At 66.8% G+C, this 17755-nt stretch carries 14 protein-coding genes, 1 pseudogene and 1 riboswitch; of the genes and pseudogenes, 7 read left to right on the top strand and 8 right to left on the bottom strand.

Going from position 1 to position 17755, the window contains the following annotated elements; translation table 11 throughout:
* Positions 1-24: 24 nt before the first annotated feature.
* Positions 25-1230: an IS110 family transposase gene (locus ACQCSZ_RS19665; RefSeq protein WP_427005341.1), complete on the top strand. Its 1206-nt coding sequence runs from the start codon at positions 25-27 to the stop codon at positions 1228-1230.
* A gap of 178 nt (positions 1231-1408) precedes the next feature.
* Here the strand turns inward: ACQCSZ_RS19665 and ACQCSZ_RS19660 are convergent, their stop codons facing one another.
* Positions 1409-2404, bottom strand: coding sequence for a Gfo/Idh/MocA family protein (locus tag ACQCSZ_RS19660; RefSeq protein WP_427005340.1), 996 nt, complete (start codon positions 2402-2404; stop codon positions 1409-1411).
* A gap of 2 nt (positions 2405-2406) precedes the next feature.
* On the bottom strand, positions 2407-3588 hold the full coding sequence (locus ACQCSZ_RS19655) for a Gfo/Idh/MocA family protein (protein WP_427005339.1): 1182 nt from the start codon (positions 3586-3588) through the stop codon (positions 2407-2409).
* A gap of 104 nt (positions 3589-3692) precedes the next feature.
* Here ACQCSZ_RS19655 and ACQCSZ_RS19650 point away from each other — a divergent pair, with 104 nt between their 5' ends.
* Positions 3693-4730, top strand: a complete 1038-nt coding sequence (locus ACQCSZ_RS19650) for a LacI family DNA-binding transcriptional regulator (protein WP_426976395.1) — start codon at positions 3693-3695, stop codon at positions 4728-4730.
* Between the two features lie 559 nt (positions 4731-5289).
* Here the strand turns inward: ACQCSZ_RS19650 and ACQCSZ_RS19645 are convergent.
* Together ACQCSZ_RS19645 and ACQCSZ_RS19640 are read right to left on the bottom strand one after the other, a co-directional pair.
* On the bottom strand, positions 5290-5586 hold the full coding sequence (locus ACQCSZ_RS19645) for a hypothetical protein (protein ID WP_426976396.1): 297 nt from the start codon (positions 5584-5586) through the stop codon (positions 5290-5292).
* A 293-nt stretch (positions 5587-5879) separates the two neighbouring features.
* Entirely contained in the window at positions 5880-6023 is a 144-nt protein-coding gene (locus ACQCSZ_RS19640) for a hypothetical protein (RefSeq protein WP_427005338.1), read from the bottom strand.
* A gap of 196 nt (positions 6024-6219) precedes the next feature.
* Between ACQCSZ_RS19640 and ACQCSZ_RS19635 the strand changes: the two are divergent.
* Positions 6220-6514 (top strand): annotated as a pseudogene (locus tag ACQCSZ_RS19635) (IS5/IS1182 family transposase); the annotation flags it as partial.
* A gap of 94 nt (positions 6515-6608) precedes the next feature.
* Here the strand turns inward: ACQCSZ_RS19635 and cycA are convergent.
* Together cycA and ACQCSZ_RS19625 are read right to left on the bottom strand one after the other, a co-directional pair.
* On the bottom strand, positions 6609-8087 hold the full coding sequence (gene cycA, locus ACQCSZ_RS19630) for a D-serine/D-alanine/glycine transporter (RefSeq protein WP_427005337.1): 1479 nt from the start codon (positions 8085-8087) through the stop codon (positions 6609-6611).
* Positions 8088-8242: 155 nt separating this feature from the next.
* A riboswitch (glycine riboswitch) is annotated at positions 8243-8340 on the bottom strand.
* Positions 8341-8464: 124 nt separating this feature from the next.
* Positions 8465-9877, bottom strand: coding sequence for a DUF2382 domain-containing protein (locus ACQCSZ_RS19625; protein ID WP_427005336.1), 1413 nt, complete (start codon positions 9875-9877; stop codon positions 8465-8467).
* An 818-nt stretch (positions 9878-10695) separates the two neighbouring features.
* Here ACQCSZ_RS19625 and ACQCSZ_RS19620 point away from each other — a divergent pair.
* Complete coding sequence (locus tag ACQCSZ_RS19620; protein WP_427005335.1) at positions 10696-11862, top strand: GGDEF domain-containing protein; 1167 nt, start codon at positions 10696-10698, stop codon at positions 11860-11862.
* 37 nt (positions 11863-11899) lie between these two features.
* Here the strand turns inward: ACQCSZ_RS19620 and pgm are convergent, their stop codons facing one another.
* Positions 11900-13573 carry a phosphoglucomutase (alpha-D-glucose-1,6-bisphosphate-dependent) gene (pgm, locus tag ACQCSZ_RS19615; protein ID WP_427005334.1) on the bottom strand — a complete coding sequence of 558 codons (1674 nt, stop codon included), beginning with the start codon at positions 13571-13573 and terminating at the stop codon, positions 11900-11902.
* A 131-nt stretch (positions 13574-13704) separates the two neighbouring features.
* On the opposite strand from pgm, the gene ACQCSZ_RS19610 reads away from it, so the two are divergent.
* Complete coding sequence (locus ACQCSZ_RS19610) at positions 13705-14355, top strand: DUF4190 domain-containing protein (protein ID WP_427005333.1); 651 nt, start codon at positions 13705-13707, stop codon at positions 14353-14355.
* A gap of 285 nt (positions 14356-14640) precedes the next feature.
* Here ACQCSZ_RS19610 and ACQCSZ_RS19605 read toward each other — a convergent pair whose 3' ends face one another.
* The gene (locus ACQCSZ_RS19605) at positions 14641-16107 is read right to left on the bottom strand and encodes an amidase (RefSeq protein WP_427005332.1); all 1467 of its coding nucleotides are present in this window, start codon (positions 16105-16107) and stop codon (positions 14641-14643) included.
* A gap of 306 nt (positions 16108-16413) precedes the next feature.
* Here ACQCSZ_RS19605 and ACQCSZ_RS19600 point away from each other — a divergent pair, with 306 nt between their 5' ends.
* Positions 16414-16740 carry a rhodanese-like domain-containing protein gene (locus ACQCSZ_RS19600; protein ID WP_427005331.1) on the top strand — a complete coding sequence of 109 codons (327 nt, stop codon included), beginning with the start codon at positions 16414-16416 and terminating at the stop codon, positions 16738-16740.
* Between the two features lie 18 nt (positions 16741-16758).
* A complete protein-coding gene (gene pheA, locus ACQCSZ_RS19595) occupies positions 16759-17739 on the top strand; it encodes a prephenate dehydratase (protein ID WP_427005330.1) in 981 nt (326 codons plus the stop codon).
* Positions 17740-17755: the final 16 nt, after the last annotated feature.

Genomic DNA, 17755 nt, shown 5'->3' with positions numbered 1-17755 from the left:
CCGTACGACAGACTGGAGGCTGTTTTGGTGCACCTATGGGCCGGTATCGACGCCGGCAAAGCCCATCATCACTGCGTCGTGATCGACGCCGACGGAAACCGGCTGCTCTCGCAGAAAATCCCCAACGATGAACCGGCCCTGCTCGAACTCATCGCCAACGTCCTCAAACTCGGAGACGGCGACGAAGTCATCTGGGCAACCGACCTGAACCACGGCGGGCCGGCGCTGCTGATCGCCATCCTCGTCGCCCATGGCCAGAACATCCTCTACATCCCGGGCCGGATCGTCCACCACGCCTCCAAGCTCTACCGCGGCGAGGGCAAAACGGACGCGAAAGACGCCGCCGTAATAGCCGACCAGGCCAGGATGCGCCGGGACCTGCAGCCGCTGCGGGCCGGGGATGAGATCAGCACCGGGCTGCGGATCCTCACCGCCCGCCGGGCGGACAAATCCGCGGACCGGGTCCGGGCGATCAACCGCCTGCAGGCCCAGCTGCTCGAATACTTCCCCGCCCTGGAGCGGGCCTTTGACTACAGCCGCTCCAAAGGAGCGCTGCTGCTGCTGACCAAACACCGCACCCCGGACGGGATCCGCCGCACCGGGCAGGCCAGACTCCATGCCTGGCTGAAGAAACACGGCACCCGCTCGTCCGCCGCGGTCGCCCAGGCCGCCGCCGACGCGGCGAAATCCCAGCACACCACCGTACCGGCCCAGCACCTCGGGGAACTGATCGTCGCAGCCCTCGCACAGGAAATCATCACCCTGAACAAGGAACTGGCCGACCTGGACGCGCTGATCAGCGAGAAGGTCACCGAACACCGGCACACGCAAACCCTGCTCAGCATGCCAGGCTTCGGACCCGTCCTCGCCGCGGAGTTCCTCGGAGCCACCGGCGGCGACCTCACGGTCTTTGAAACCGCAGACCGGTTCGCCGGCGTCGCTGGGCTCGCACCCGTACCCCGTGATTCCGGGCGGATCACCGGCAACCACCACCGGCCCCGGCGTTACGACCGCAGGCTCCTGCGCGTCTTCTACCTCTCCGGGCTTTCGGCGCTGAAAACCTGCCCCGCTTCCCGGACCTACTACGACCGAAAACGCGGCGAGGGGAAAACCCACATCCAGGCCATGCTCTCCCTGGCCCGCCGCCGCCTCAACGTCCTTTGGGCCATGCTCCGCGACGGCACTACTTATACCCCGGTGCCGGTCCCGGCAGCTCGGTTTGCTGCCTGACAGGTGAGGGACACCTTCGCGGGGGACGATTCCTCGATGGCTTGCATCGAGCCTTCGCTGAACCTGCGGTCCGCGGGGCTGGGACGCCTATGTTGTTGAGTGTGCGGGAAGACGGCACCGACGAATTTGGGAAGCCAGGTCGGAGTCGCGGGCCGGGCCGGCGCGGCCGACTTGGGGATCAGTATGAGATCGGTTCGGCCCGGCCGCTCGTCAGGGACCGGGTGGCTGCTTCGGCGATCGCTTGGGCTTTCAGCCCGTCCTCAAGGGAGGGACTGATGGGGGTGCCGTCCTCGAGAGCATTGACGAAGGCGGCGAGGGCTGCGGCATACGTCGGTTTGACTCTCTCGAACCAGCCGGGGTGGAGCCCGTCGTCCGTGACCTTGCCGGCGGTATAGCGCGATACGTTGCCGTTGCGGTGGCGGCGCGCCTCGGCCATGCCGGTGGATCCGAGGACCTCGATGCGTTCGTCGTAGCCGTATCCGATGCGACGCGTGCAGTCGATCTGGACGAGTGCCCCGGAGGCCAGCCGGAGGGTGACGGCCGAGGTATCGACGTCACCGTAGGCGGCCAGGCGAGGTTCGGCCAGGGTGGACCCGGTAGCAAAGACTTCAACGGGATCGAATCCGGAGATCCATCGTGCGAGATCGAAGAAGTGGACTGCCTGGTCGCGCATCTGCCCGCCGGAGACGGCGATGTACTCGAGGGGAGGCATGGCGGGACCTCTGCTGGAGAGCTGGATGAGTTCAACGTCGCCGATCTCTCCGGAATCGACGATGCGCTTCAGCTCGGCGTAGTCGCGGTCGAAGCGGCGGTTGAAGTCGACCATGGCGAGGGTGTTGCGTTCCCTGGCGTAGGCGACAGTCTCGGTTGCCTCCGCGAGGTCGAGATGGATCGGCTTTTCGCATAGCACGGCGACCCCGGCATCCGCGGCGCGCCGAAGATGACCGGCGTGGGTGTCCGTCGAAGACGCTATGAATACGGCATCAATCGCGCCGGCGTCGAAGATCTCGTCGAGGCTGCCGGCCACGGCGGCCCCGTATGTGCGCGCGAGGGCATCCGCGCGGTTGGTGTCGAGGTCGTACACAAAACAGAAGTCGACGTCCGGGTTGATTGCGAGGTTGGCTGCATGGACGGTGCCGATGAATCCGGCGCCGATGAGGGCGAAGCGTTGCATGGTCAGGCCTCCTGGCTGGTTGCGCTGGCCGGGACGGTCCAGGCGCCGTTGTTCGCGTGGGATGCGGCGACAGCTTCGACGAACTGCACGCCGATGAGCCCGTCGATGCCGGTCGGAAAGGACAACTCGCGGATTGTGCTTGCCGTGCGGTCACGTCGTGCCGTGAGTTCATCGGCGAGATCACGATAGAAGTTCGCGAATGCCTCGAGGAAGCCCTCGGGGTGGCCGAGGCCGACGCGGGTGAGCCGGGCAGCATCATCGGACAGAGTGCTGAGGCCATGCGTCAGGATGGTCGTCGTGCCCTCGAGGTCCTGCACCGACAGGTGATGGGGATCCTCGTGCTGCCATTCCAGGCTCCCGGCGTCACCGAATATGCGGATGCGCAGGCCGTGGTTGTGTCCCGTCGCGGCCATGCTGGCCCAGACACGCCCCGGGACTCCGCTGTTGAGCCGGAGCGATACCGTGGCGTTGTCGAAGACCGTGCGCCCGGGGACGACGGTGTGCAGCTGCCCGGAGATTTCTTCCGCTTCAAGGCCAGTGATGTAGCGGGCCAGGTGATAGGCGTGTGTGCCGAGGTCCGCCACCACGCTGGGGAATCCGGCAACGTCCGGGTCTGTGCGCCAGGCAGCCTGCTTGTGCCCGGAGAGTTCCAGCGGTGTCGCCGCCCACCCGGAGGCGTGCTCGACGTCGACGAAGGTGATGCGGCCGAGCGCACCGTCGCGGACCATCCTGCTGGCCTGGCGGACCATGGCGTAGGCGGAGTAACAATGCGGCACGGCGAGGATCGCGTCGTTCTCCGCCGCGATGCGCACGAGCTCGGCGGCCGTAGCCGAATCGCCGGTGAGCGGCTTCTCGCACACGACGGAGATTCCCTGCTCCAGGAACGCCTTCGCGATAGGGAAGTGGCTGTCATTCGGGGTGGCGACAACGGCGAGGTCGATCCCCTCCGGGTGCGCTGACTCCGCCTCGGCCATCTGCTCGTAGTCCGCGTACGTGCGCTCCGGTGAAACACCCAGGCTGCTCGCGACGCGTGCCGCCTGCCCGGAATCCCGCCCGAAGACGCCAGCTTCCAGCGAGTAACGGTCATCGAGCCGCATCCCGAAGCGGTGTGTCTTGCCGATGTCGGCACCGGCGCCGCCACCGACCATTCCTGCCCTGAGGCGGAGCCTGCCTGGTTCAACCATTACTTCGTTCCTTACCGCAGTTTGGACAAATGTAGACCGTTCCATATTGAGTCATGGGGAACCCGGGCGCAACCCCTAGACTGGATTCGACATGAGGAGAACGAATGCCTGAAACGGACAATGACGCACGGTCACTGCGGCAGCCGACGATCCGCGACGTCGCCGAACGCGCGCAGGTGTCCAAATCCTTGGTTTCGCTCGTCCTTCGGGACGCGCCGCACGTCAGCGACACACGCCGGCGGGTGGTCCTCGAGGCAATCGCCGATCTCGGGTACCGGCCCAATGCCCACGCCCGGGGACTCTCGCGCACTAAGAGCGACACCGTCGGCGTTCTCCTGAACGATTTGCGCAATCCCTGGTTCGTGGACCTGCTCGAGGGCCTGGCCGCCACCCTGCATGCTGCGGGACTGTCGCCGGTCCTGGTTGACAGCTACACGGACCGGCGCATCGGCAGGGACTCGGTGGACGCGATGCTCCGGCAGGGCATCGACGGGCTCGTGGTGGTCGGTACGACAACCGAATCCGATGCCATCCAGACCGCTGCCGAAACCATCCCGGTAATTCTCGCCGGAACCCGCGACCCGAACCTTCCCGGCGTCGACGTCGTAGTCAACGACGATGAAGCCGGTGCCCGCGCGGCAACACAGCACCTCATCGACTTGGGCCACCGGCACATCGCGCATCTGAGCGGGCCAGGCCGGATCGGCGAGCTTCGCCTCGCCGGATTCCGCGAGGCGATGCAGGATGCCGGGCTTGATCCGGACGAATTCGCAGAGACAGGCGGGATGAGCGAGGAGAGCGGGTACGCGGCCACCCGCCGACTCCTGACACAGGAACGCAGGCCTACAGCGGTCTTCGCCTTCAACGACATTGCTGCGATCGGCACTCTTTCGGCAGCCGCGGATCAGGGGCTGAGTGTTCCGGCCGATCTTTCCGTCGTCGGCTACGACAACACGTACCTCTCCCGCATCCGGCACCTGTCTTTGACATCCGTCGACAACGGAAACTTCGCCATTGGCGTGCAATCCGCGAAATACCTCATTGAGCGGATGGAAGCCCCTGTGCAGCTCCAGAGGATCCACCTCGTCCCCGCAACACTGCAAGTGCGAGGCTCCACTGCTGCTCCTCCAGCTGGAAACTGATCACTGTTCCGGCGTTTACGCAGGTATCCGGGCGGGCCCTCCCTAACTCCATCAGCGCGCGCGATCGGCATCGACGGACTCAGTGTCCACAACGTGCTGACCACCCGGAACCGGTCTACAAATCGTCTCGGCGGGGGCGAAGCGTGGACTTCTGAGAATGTCAATCAGACACGAGCCCACTTTGCCCTGGTATCGCAGTCTGATCGGGGACCAGCAGTGGGCCTCATTCCCGCGTGGGTCAGGAACGTCAAACGGCCCTGGCCACAACTGGCCAGGCTTCAGCAGCCCGATGAGCGACCGCGATTTCGAGCAGTGACGGAGCGTTCCGGGAGCGCTGCAGCTGAGGATTCCTAGCCAGGATTCCTGGGAGGGGCCCAGCGCGCAGGAGGGGGATAGATTTAGCTCGCGATCGTGGTTGAAACCCATCCGAGACTGAGAACCAGCGTCAGGACCATAGCCCAAGTGATGGCCAGCGCGGTGCTGTAGTACCAGTAGCTCTTGAAGTGGCTCATGACGTTCTTCGTTCCGGTATCGATGGCCTCCTGGTGGTCCGGTGTTCTCAGGCCGGGGGACGTGGCTGGAAGTGGAGTGTTTCAAGATAGTTTTCGTCGTACTTCTCTTCCCGGGGTTCATCATTCGGGAAACCACCGGGAAGTGTGCCCTGGTTCAGGCCAGCCAGAAGGACATGCTCAAGCCCCGGCTCGGTGTTCATGGTCGTTGTCTGGACGGTTCCGGTGGCCAGACCCGGTATTTTGGCGTTGGCCATTTCATCGATTCCGGCCACGCCGGCTGCGACCAGGAGAAACGCCGCGACGGCTGCCAGCCCGGGAACTATTTTTCTTCTCCATGCGCTCATACCCTGATCATGGGCTCCCCACATGGGAACAGGGCACCGATTCCCTATGGCGAGGCTGTGATAGCCAGTCGGCCCCGATGCTGATCCAGTGCCAGACACCGGCGGTGAGATCCACCGACCTCTGCGTTGTGCCCCGTCCCCGGTGAAGTGCGCGGATACTGGGAGGCTAAGGCGTGTCAGGCGCCCGGCCCGCGGTCCAGGTCAAGGCCTTCCGCGGTCCAGGTCAAGGCCTTCCGCGGTCGCCAGCCTTCTTGGCTCGTGCAGGATTTCCAGTTGCTGGTTGTTGAGGTCCATCAAAAGCTCGATCTCTTCTTTTGCTTCACGTTGGTGTCGTAGTCGTGCTGCGCTATCGCCGCGGCGACCGCGTCCTTGCGCTTGGCGGCGATAAGCAGGATAGCGCCTTGGAGCCCGGCCAGCATGGAGAGCAAGAGGTTCAAAAAAATTTAGGGATACGGGTCCCAGGCGTTGTTCGCCAGCGCTCAGGTGTTGATGGCGAACGGGTGCCCCGGCCATGAACCTGCCGGGGGCACCCGGAAGGCACGCCAACATCCGTTGACAACATCATTGAGATTCCTGCGGATCGTACGTGCCCGCTCCACCGGGGCTAAACCGTCCTGTGGACGGCTGGGCGCCTACTGGCGCAAGCGCCTGGCGGCAAGTGTGAACCAGCACCGGATCATGGACGCGGTCACCGAAGTCGTGACCACCACCGGGGTGCTCAAGGGCCGCAACCGCAGGGCACTTGACTCGACGGTCCTGGATGACGCGGGTCGCACGGCAGGACACCGTCACGCAGCTGATCGCCGCCGTGCGCCGCTTCGGCCGCGATGTTCCCGGCGGCAAGGACCTGATCGCGGCCCACCCCATCGAGTACGACTACACCCGGGCCGGCAAACCGGACATCGCCTGGAACGACGCGCCAGCCAGGGGGCGACAAGGAATATTCGGCCCGGGTGAAACGCCGTCCTCACCGCCTCCGGGCGATCAAATGCCGTTCAGTTGGATGCGGTCGGGTTCGGTCCTCATTGTCCGACCGACGCACCTTTGCTGAGGAGCTCCGTGGCAGCATTTTTGTCCGACTGGAGCTCGTCCTGGAACGTCGCGTAGCGGGCCAGGTGGGACGGGCGTTTGCGCAGGACGAGCCAGGCGGCGCCGAGCACGATGAACCAGACCGGGGTGACCAGGAGCGCCACGAGGGTGTCCGGCTGCGTGGTCAGCGCCCAGAGGACGAAGGCGAAGAACGCGAAGACCACCCAGACCATGGGGATGCCGCCGGGCATTTTGTACTTGGAGGCCTCGTGCAGGTGCGGGCGGCGGGAACGGAACTTCAGGTAGCTGGCCAGGATCATGGACCAGACGAAGACGAAGCAGACGGCGGACACGGTGGTGACCATGTCGAAGGCCTTGCCGATGTCCGAGCCCGCGTACATCAGGATGACGCCGGAGAGCAGCAGGACGCAGGAGAGGAACAGGGCGTTCTGCGGGACCTTGCGGCGGGAGAGGCGGCTGAACACGCCGGGGGCGTCGCCCTCCTGGGCCAGGCCGTAGACCATGCGGGAGGTGGAGTAGATGCCGGAGTTGGCCGAGGACATGGCCGAGGACAGGACCACCAGGTTCACGATGGTGGCCGCGGCGCCGAGGCCGGCGAGGGAGAACATGGCGATGAACGGGCTGTGGCCGGCCTGGAACTGGGTCCAGGGGGTGACGGACATCAGGATGATGAGGGCGCCGACGTAGAAGAGCAGCACGCGGATGGGGATGGAGTTGATGGCCTTGGGCAGGTTCTTCTCCGGGTCCTTGGCCTCGGCGGCGGTGGTGCCCACCAGTTCGATGCCTACAAAGGCGAACACGGCGATCTGGAAGCCGGCAACAAAACCCATGAATTCGTTGGGGAAGAAACCGCCGTGGCTCCACAGGTTCGAGAAGGTGGCCGGGCCGGCGTCGGACTGGAAACCGCTGAAGATCATGAACAGGCCCACAATGATCAGTGCGGCGATGGCGATGATCTTGATGAGGGCGAACCAGAACTCGGTCTCACCGAACGCCCTCACCGTGGCGAGGTTCAGGAGCAGGAGGATGCCAATGGTGACCAGGCCCGGGATCCACAGCGGCAGCCCCGGCCAGAGTTCCTGGGAGTAGCCGGCGATGGCGATGACGTCCGCGATGCCGGTGATCACCCAGCAGAACCAGTAGGTCCAGCCGGTGAAGAACCCGGCCCACGGGCCCAGGAGGTCCGCGGCGAAGTCGCTGAAGGACTTGTAGTGCAGGTTGGACAGCAGGAGTTCGCCCATGGCCCGCATGACGAAGAACAGCATGAAGCCGATGATCATGTACACGAAGATGACGGACGGGCCGGCGGCCGAGATGGTCTTGCCGGAGCCCATGAACAGGCCGGTGCCGATCGCGCCGCCAATGGCGATCAGCTGGATATGCCGGTTACTGAGCTGCCGCTCAAGATGGGGGGTTTCAACAATCATGGAAGGGGGAGGATGAATCGTCATGAGGAACTCCATTGTTCAAGTGGCGCCAAGGTGCCACGATGATTCGGGTTCCTCCCCGCTCTGTAATTGGACCTGAGAGTTTCCGCGTCCTGCTGTCGCAGGTGCCGCTTGCACCGTCGGTGAGCCCGGTTGCCCGGGCTGCTTTCCAGAGTTGCCTCGCCGCGGCGGTACATGGGCCTGAGAGATTCCTGGGGAGGATTTGCTCCTACGGCGCCTGCTGAATGTACCGGCAGGACTCTCCCGCCGCGGATCATAGGCTTTTTCAGTTTTGAGTGATGCGAGTCACAACACTAGCGTGGAGAACGGCTCCAGGCAACCAGCCAGCCGCCAATACCGTTCGCGCACTCAGCGGGCCAGAACTGTATTCGGAGCTCGTGTTAGCCGCGGCTCTCTTCGGGTCCTTCGGTGTCGATGTGTTCTTTGCGGACTTCCTCATTGACTGTGACCTCATCGGTGACCGTTTCGGTGCCGATGCGGACCCGTTCGACCGGGACGGTCTCCTTGGTAACTATGAGTCGTTCCTCGTGGAGGATGACCTCGCGCTCGTCGTCTTTGTCCGGACCGTTCATCGCCTCGCTGCGGTTTTCCTCCGTGATCGGTTCTCGCTCGATTCGGACTTCTTCGCGCTGCACTGGCACCGTCCTGGTGACGTTTTCCGTGGTGACGTATTTACGCAGGCGTGGCCGGCCGGGGGCCGGCTGTTCGGCACCGATGTCCGGGCGCGTCTGGGGCTGGGTCATGGCGTCGTCCGTAGTGGGCGCTGTGGCGTCGCGTTGTCCGGTGGGCGCGGTGGCGTCGCGTTGTCCGATGGGCGCTGTGGTGTCGTATCCGGTGGCGCCCGTGGCGTCCCGTGCGCCGGTGCGGTCCGTGCCGGTGGCGTCGGGAGCGTCGTTGCGGTCGGTTTCGGTGGTGTCGCGTTGTCCGGTGGTGCGGGTGGCGTCGGGTGCGTCGTTGCGGTCGGTTCCGGCGGTGTCGCGTTGTCCGGTGGTGCGGGTGGTGTCGTATCCGGTGGCGTCGCGTTGTCCGATGGGCGCTGTGGTGTCGTATCCGGTGGCGCCCGTGGCGTCCCGTGCGCCGGTGCGGTCCGTGCCGGTGGCGTCGGGTGCGTCGTTGCGGTCGGTTTCGGTGGTGTCGCGTTGTCCGGTGGGGGTCATGGCGTCGTCCGTGGTGGGCGCGGGGGCGTCGTATCCGGTGGCGTCGCGTTGTCCGATGGGCGCTGTGGTGTCGTATCCGGTGGCGCCCGTGGCGTCCCGTGCGCCGGTGCGGTCCGTGCCAGTGGCGTCGGGTGCGTCGTTGCGGTCGGTTTCGGTGGTGTCGCGTTGTCCAGTGGGGGTCATGGCGTCGTCCGTGGTGGGCGCGGTGGCGTCGCGTTGTCCGGTGGTGCGGGTGGCGTCGGGTGCGTCGTATCTGTCCGTGCCGGGGGCGGCGGTGGAAGCTGCGTTATCTGTAGCCGCTTCGGTGTAGGTGCGTCCGCTGTCGAGCTGGTAGTGCTGGTAGAGCCGGCCTTCCTCGGCAGGCTCCAGGGGCCGATCGGCGTCGATCCGGGGCGCGTCCTTGACCTGGTTTTTGCTGTACGTGACGACAATGTCATTGCCCTCTGTCCGAGCACCTTGAAGGGGCACGAAGGATTCGGACATTCCGAACAAACCCGTCCTGACGGTCATCCAGCTGGGCTGTCCGTCATCGTTGTCCACGAAGACCTGGCCGATGGAGCCGATCTTTTCTCCGTCCTCCGAAAGGACATTTGCGCCTTGGCTGAGCAGGCGATCGATTTGTTCGGCGGTGAGCATGACGTCTCCTTGGATCTCATAGGTTGGAATAGTGCGTCCGATCGGGTGCCCTTGATGGACCACCTGACCGGTACCGGGCAGGACGCTTTGATGCTGACCGGTGCCTTGGAGGCGTCCGCGGCGCTGCGAACTGCCTGGAGGGAGACGGGCCGCCGAAAGAGCCCAGTATCAGGCTCTTCACAGACGAGGCCGTCACGGGGCTGATGTTCGCCATGACGGTGCCGTGCTGGGACGCGATGATCGCAGCCGGCGGCGCGCTCACCGGATGTCGTCCGAAGACGAACCGCAGCAATGACGGGACGAGCATGTCGTAGAAGATTTTGGAAATGCTGGCACCCGCAACCGGTGAGGACTGGCCGGGTGCTTTGTTGGTGCTGCCGAGCTTCACCGGAGGGTCGAGACCCTCTTGATGCACCGGCTGGGCCGGGGTTCTGCGCTTCAACTTCGTGAGCGGCGGCCGGACGGCGAAGGCGACCAGGAACTGGAGAATGAACGTTTTCATTACCGCCAGTCCGGCTTGGATCCGGTGGAGAATATCCAAAGTATGCGCTGCCATTCGATCAGGAGGCTGGGACCGGTCCCGCGCGGGGAGGTCTTCCCGCGCCGTTTTTCGTGTTATATCACGAACGCCGCTTTATTAGGAAGCCCCCTTATGAATGACCGCGATGCACTCATCATCGCCCTGCAGGCGGTCCAGATGCGGATAGGTGACATCGTGAACCGGCGCCATGGTTGGTGGCCGGGGTGCCATACTGAGGTCAATTGCGATGCTGGGTCGATTGGAATCGGGCCATTGATTGTGGACCGGGGGTCACGACATGCTGCTGGACACATCGACGCTTCGTGTGGCGTTGGCTGTGGTCGACCTGACACTTCTGCTGCTCTTCTACTTCGTCACCTACCGGCGGACGCGTTCCGCATACAGTGGCTGGTGGTGCGTGGCCCTGCTGCTTTTCCTGGCGGGCAACGCCGCGTATCTGCTGGACGGCACGGTCCACCAGGTGTGGGCCAACCCCTCGGGCAACGTGCTGCTTGTGTCGGGAGCGGCCAGCATCTGGGCCGGCGCCCGTTCGCTGCGGACCGCCGCTCCGCGCAGCTGGGTCCTCGCCGTCGCTCCCGCGATCACCGCCGTGGCGTCCGTGCTGGACCACCCGGCCACCAACATCTGGGCGGGCGGGCCCGCGTACCTCGTCTTCATGGGCACGCTGATCGGACTGGGCTGCAGGGAGCTGTTCGTGCTGGACCGCGACTTTTCGCACGCGCACCGCACGCTCGCCGTCGGCTCGGGGATCCTTGCCGTGTACTATTTCGGCCGGTTCATCGCCTTCGTCACCGACGGGCCCGCGGGTCCGGTGTTCGGCTCCGTCTTCGGATCGGTGACCACCACTGTCTTTTCGGCCGTGATCCTGGTGGTCGCGTCCTTCACCATGGCCGAGCTGAGCTACGAGCAGCAGACGCAGGACCTCCGCTCCCGCGCCACCTTGGACGGCCTGACCGGGCTGCTCAACCGCACGGCCTTCATGGACCTCGCCGCGGTCGAACTGCGCCGGCTCAACCTGGCCAGGACGCCCACATCGCTCATCCTGGCCGACCTGGACCATTTCAAGACCATCAATGACGAGTTCGGGCACTCCGCGGGAGACACCGCACTGCAGGCCTTCGCGGACGCCTGCACGGCCACGGTGCGCTCCACCGACCTCGTGGGCCGCTACGGCGGGGAGGAATTCATCCTGCTCCTGCCGGGTGTGAGGCCCGAGCGCGCCAGCGAAATCGCTGCCGACATCAGCCGCCGGCTCCATTCCCGCCGGCCAGAGGTGATTCCGCGCCTGCCCACCGTTAGCTACGGCATCGCCTCGACGGCTGCCGGCCGCGCGGACCTTGCGGCGCTGGCGACGTCCGCGGACGCGGCCCTCTACCGGGCGAAAACCCTCGGGCGGAACCGCGCGGTGCTGGCCACGAGTCTCCTCGAGGACAAAACAGCCTGAACGGGGTCCGCCCGCGGGGTGGCGTCAGCCCGCGGCGTCAGGAAATGACCCCGTCCACCAGCGCCTTGGCCTCGGCCTGGACCTGCTTGAGGTGCTCCGCGCCCTTGAAGGACTCGGCGTAGATCTTGTAGACGTCTTCGGTACCGGAGGGCCGGGCCGCGAACCAGGCGTTCTCGGTGACCACCTTCAGCCCGCCGATGGCCGCGCCGTTGCCGGGTGCTTCGGTCAGCTTGGCCGTGATGGTCTCGCCTGCCAGTTCCGTGGCGGTGACGTCCGACGCCGAGAGCTTGCCGAGCGCCGCCTTCTGCTCCCGCGTGGCCGCGGCATCGATCCGGGCGTAGACCGGGTCGCCGAACTGGTCGGTGAGGCCCTTGTAAAGCTGCGACGGCGACTTGCCGGTCACCGCGGTGATCTCGGACGCCAGCAGCGCCAGCAGGATGCCGTCCTTGTCCGTGGTCCAGACGCTGCCGTCCTTCCTGTTGAACGAAGCGCCCGCGGATTCCTCGCCGCCGAAGGCCCCTTCGCCGGAAAGGAGCCCGGGAACGAACCACTTGAAGCCGACCGGGACCTCCACGAGCTTGCGGCCCAGGCTTTCGGCCACGCGGTCGATGATCGAGGAGGACACCAGGGTCTTGCCGATCACTGACTGCGGATTCCAGCCGGTCCGGTGGCGGTAGAGGTAATCGATCGCGACGGCCAGGTAGTGGTTAGGGTTCATCAGCCCGCCCTGTCCATCAACAAAAGGCGTCACAATGCCGTGGCGGTCCGCGTCGGCGTCGTTGCCGGTCGCGATGTCGAACGCCGTCTTGCCGGAACCGGCGTCGGACATCCGGTTGATCAGCGACGCCATCGCCGAGGGTGAAGAGCAGTCCATCCGGATCTTCTCGTCCCAGTCCAGGGTCATGAAGGCCCACTGCGGGTCCACGGTGGGGTTCACGACGGTCAGGTCCAGGTGGTGGCGTTCGCCGATTTCGCCCCAGTAGTCCACGGAGGCGCCGCCCATGGGGTCCGCGCCGATCCGGACGCCGGCCTCGCGGATGGCGTTGAGGTCCAGCACCGAGGGGAGGTCGTCCACATAGCTGCTGAGGAAGTCGAACTTGCCGGTGGTGCCGGCGCTGAGGGCGTCGGCGATGGGGATCCGCTTGACGCCGCGCAGCCCGTTCTCGAGGAGCTCATTGGCGCGGTTGGCGATCCAGCCGGTCGCGTCCGAGTCCGCGGGTCCGCCGTGCGGGGGGTTGTACTTGAAGCCGCCGTCGCCGGGCGGGTTGTGGCTGGGGGTGACCACAATGCCGTCGGCCTGCGGTGCCCCGGCCGGAGAGTTGTTGTTGTGCGTGAGGATGGCGTGGCTCAGGGCCGGGGTGGGGGTGTAGCCGTGGCGGGCGTCGATCAGCACGTGCACGCCGTTGGCCGCGAGCACCTCCAGGGCCGAGTTCTGGGCCGGTTCGCTCAGCGCATGGGTGTCCTTGGCAAGGTACAGGGGGCCGGTGATGCCCTGGCCCGCACGGTATTCCACGATCGCCTGGGTGATCGCGAGGATGTGCGGTTCGTTGAAGGACGCCTTCAGGCTCGTGCCCCGGTGCCCCGAGGTGCCGAACGCCACCCGTTGCCCGGGGTCGCCGAGGTCCGGCGAAACGTCGTAATACGCATCCAGGAGCGCAGTGAGGTCAACAAGATCTTGGGGTTGGGCAACAGTGCCCGCGCGGCTAGCCATGGCACCAGCATGCCAGACGACGGCGAACCGCAGCACGATTTGGCCTGAATGCGGTTCCTGTGACGGAGAATTTCCTGCCCGCCGGGGCCCGGCGGCGGTAGTCTTGACCCACCGACTCCAAGGGGATTTCGATGACCGATCAGCCGCATTCCGGCAGTAATTCCGGCGACGACAACGCAGCAGGGGACCAGGCGCCGGGCGGCCACCGGCCGCCGTCGGATCTTCCGCTGCAGGGATCAGGGGTTCCGGCCGCGCAGGCTCCGCCCGCACAGGCTCCGCAGGCAGCGCCGCAGTTCCAGGAGCCGGACTACGGCCGGCAGCACGAACAGTACGAACAGCCGGCGGCCGGCTACGGCCAGCCCGCCAGCCCCTACGGCACCGCATACGGTGTCCCGTACGGCCCCCCGGGCCAGCCGCCGTATGGCGGCCCCGGCGAGCAGCACGGCCAGCAGTACGGCCAGCGGTACGGCCAGCCGGGCAGCCCGTACAACGGCTACGGCCAGCCGGCCTACTACGGCATGCCGCCCGCGCCCAAGGGCCTGAGCATCGCCAGCCTGTGCTGCGGCGTTGCCACGTTTCTCGGGTTCGGGTTCTTCCTCCTGCCGCAGATCGCCGCCGTCGTGCTGGGGCACATGGCACTGATGCGGGAGCCGAGCGGCCGGGGCATGGCCATCGCGGGCCTTGTCCTGGGCTACGTGGCGATCGCACTCACGGTCCTGGCCATTGTGTTCTTGTCCCTGCTCGTCGCCGGCAGCGCAAGGTACAGCGGCTACCGGGTGTAGGAACGACGGGGGCGGCTCCTGACGGCAGTGCAGACCGGCGCCTTCGCGTGCCTGGTCCCCTGGGACTGAAGGGCATGCCGCGGCGCGCGGAGCTCGGATTGCTCGGCGCCGCCGATCCCGTGAGCCGCTGAACGCCCCCACCCGGGGGGACATGCCCAGTCCTTGGCCCCGCTGATGGGCATGGTGGCATTATGCCCGGCGGCGGCCGCCACGGGAGGGCATGTCCGGAGGCCGCTGGCGGGCGCAAGGCGGGCGGGGCCAGGCTGGCGGGTAGCTTCGGGCACGCTAGAAACCCAGCCGGGCGGCCAGCTGCAGCAGCAGCGCCTCGGACCCCATCCGCCCGACCAGCTGGATGCCCATCGGCAGCCCGGCGCCCTTCACGCCTCCGGTCCAGTGCACCGGGAGGCTGATCGCCGGCAGCCCGCACACGTTCACCATCGAGGACCACGGCGCGTATTCACACTGCTTGCGGTAGTCGTCGTCGGCGTCTCCCATCCACTCGGCCGCCGGCCAGTAGCCGCCGCCGTGGGCCGCCCCGGTGAACCAGCCCACCGGGCGGGGGGCCTGCGCCAGCGCGGGCGTCAGGATGAGGTCCCAGGCGGAGTACTGGGCGATCGTGTCCCGCTGGAACTGGTGCAGGAACCCGAGCGCGTCGCCGAGCCTGGCCGGGCTGCGCAGCTGCGCACGCCGCCGGAAAGTCCGCGTCAGCGGGGTCAGCAGCGCCTCTCGCTGCGGAGCGATCCGGGCGCTTCCGACGCCGGCGGTCCAGGCCGTGGTGAACGCGTCCGGGTAGCGGTTGTCGTAGCGGATGGCCGCTTCCGTGGTTTCGTGGCCGGCCGCTTCCAGCAGCCTGATGCCTTCGGCCAGGGCATCGAGCGCCGCGCCGTCCGGGACAAAGGGGAAGGTTTTCTGCCACGGGCTGTCCAGGCTGACCCCGATCCGGAGCCGGTGCGGTTCCCGGGTGGTCTGTTCAAGGTAGCCCGGCGCAGGCGTCCCGGGAATCCCGGGAATCCCGGGCGTCCCGGGCACGAGCGCATCAAGCAGCAGGGCGGCATCCGCGGCGGAGCGGGCCAGCGGACCCGCGACCACCAGCCCGGCCGGATCTCCGGTGCTTTCCCCCGCGGGCACCAGTCCCCGGCCCGGTTTCAGCCCCACCAGGCCGCAGGCCGCGGCCGGAATGCGGACCGATCCGCCGCCGTCGCTCCCGGGCGCGAACGGCACCAGACCCGCCGCCACAGCGGCAGCGCTGCCGCCCGAGGAGCCTCCCGAACTGCGGCTGAGCGCGTACGGGTTGCGCGAGGGAGGCGCGATCCGGTTTTCGCTGTACGCCGTCAGCCCGAACTCCGGAACCTGCGTCTTGCCCAGCGATACGGCGCCGGCACCCTTGAGCGCGGCGGCCAGGGCGCCGTCGGCCAGCGCGGGCCTGCGCTCAAGGGCGGCACTGCCGTGGGTGGTGACGACACCGGCGACGTCCGTCAGGTCCTTGAAGGCGACCGGCATGCCGTGCAGCAGCGGCAGGCCGGTCCCGTCCCCGGTCCGGGTTCCGGCCCGGGCGGCACGGGCATGGGACTCGTCGGCCGCGGCAGCATCCTGCAGGGCCTGCTCCGCCGTGACCGTGATGAACGCGCCAAGGTGCGGGTTTCCGGCGTCGATCCGCTCCAGGTAGTGTCCGGCCGCCTGCCGCGCCGAGAGTTCGCCCGAGCGCAGGGCATCGCGCAATTGGACGGCCGAGAGCTCGTGGATCTCAGCCAAGGAAGCGCTCCGGGCGTTCCCCCGCGGCGCCCCGCACCGGGGGACATGCCCAGTCCTCGGCCCCGCGGGTGGACATAGTGGCATCATGTCCAGCCCTGGCGGCAAGGGGAGGGCATGTCCGGGGGCGGCGGGTCGGCTCAAGCATGGCGTGCCGCTCCGCTGCCATCAGATCTCCCCTCACTGTGCTGATCACCGTACTGATAACTGTGCTGAATTCCTGAAGCGTAACGTGCCGGTCGTTAGGGCCCGGCGCGGCAGCTGGCGATACGCTGGAGGCAGAACCCAGATTTCCCGGAAAGGACTTCCATGAGCGACACCGAAACCGTGAAAGTATCCGAGGTCCCTGACGGGGCCAAGATCCTGGACGTCCGTGAGGACTACGAATGGGTCGCGGGGCACGCCGAGGGCGCCCTGCATATTCCCCTGGACCAGCTTCCGGCCCGCATCGGCGACCTCGATCCGGATGAGGACCTCTACGTCATCTGCCGCACCGGCGGCCGGTCCTTCCGCGGCGCCCAGTGGCTCGTGGGCCAGGGGTACTCCGCAGTGAACGTGGCCGGCGGCATGGACCAATGGCTTGAAAACGGAATGCCGCTGGTGTCCGACAACGGACTCAAGCCCGTCATCCTGTAACCAAAGAAAGAAGAGCCGATGCCCGCAGCAACCGTCACGTACACCTTCCTCGGGCCGGAAGGCACCTTCACCGAGGCGGCACTGATGCAGGTCCCGGACGCGGCGGACGCCATCCGCATCCCCTCCTCGAATGTGAACACGGCGCTGGACAAGGTCCGGGACGGTTCGGCGGACGCGGCCATGGTGCCGATCGAAAATTCCGTCGAGGGCGGCGTGACGGCGACCCTGGACGCCATCGCCACCGGTCCGGAGCTGCGGATCCTCCGCGAGGCCCTCGTGCCGATCAGCTTTGTCCTCGTGGCCAGGCCGGGCGTGCGGATCGGGGATATCCGCCGCATCTCCACCCACGGCCACGCCTGGGCCCAGTGCCGGCTGTGGGTTGACGCGCATATTCCCGGCGTGGAATACATTCCGGGTTCCTCCACGGCGGCGGCGGCGATGGGGCTGCTGGAGGACGGTGCCCACTATGACGCCGCGATTTGCGCCCCGATCGTGGCCACCGAGCAGCCCGGCCTGGCCGTGCTGGCGGAAAACATCGGCGACAACCCCGGCGCCGTCACCCGCTTCGTGCTCGTGGGCCGGCCGGGCGCCCTGCCCGGGCGGACCGGCTCCGACAAGACCACCGTGGTGGTGCCGCTGCCCAGGGACCGTCCGGGCGCGCTGATGGAGATCCTGGACCAGTTCGCCACCCGTGGCGTGAACCTGAGCCGGATTGAATCGCGGCCCACCGGCCAGTACCTGGGCCACTACTTCTTCAGCATCGACGCCGACGGCCATGCTGCCGATGCCAGGGTGGCGGACGCCCTCGCGGGCCTGCACCGGATCAGCCCGGCGACCCGGTTCCTGGGTTCCTACGGCCGCGCCGACGGCCACCGGACGAACGTGGCGCCGCATACTTCGGACCAGGCATTCCGGTCCGCGCATGCGTGGGTCAAAGATATTCTCGCCGGCACATCGGTGGCCCCGGAATATGTGCCGGAAGCTTCGCCCACAGCGTAGCCGAATGGCATCCGCG

The sequence above is a fragment of the Pseudarthrobacter sp. H2 genome (assembly GCF_050157045.1).
In the GTDB taxonomy this organism is placed as follows: domain Bacteria; phylum Actinomycetota; class Actinomycetes; order Actinomycetales; family Micrococcaceae; genus Arthrobacter.
Note: the sequence above shows the minus strand (reverse complement) of the source record. Positions and strands in the feature narration are given on the sequence as shown.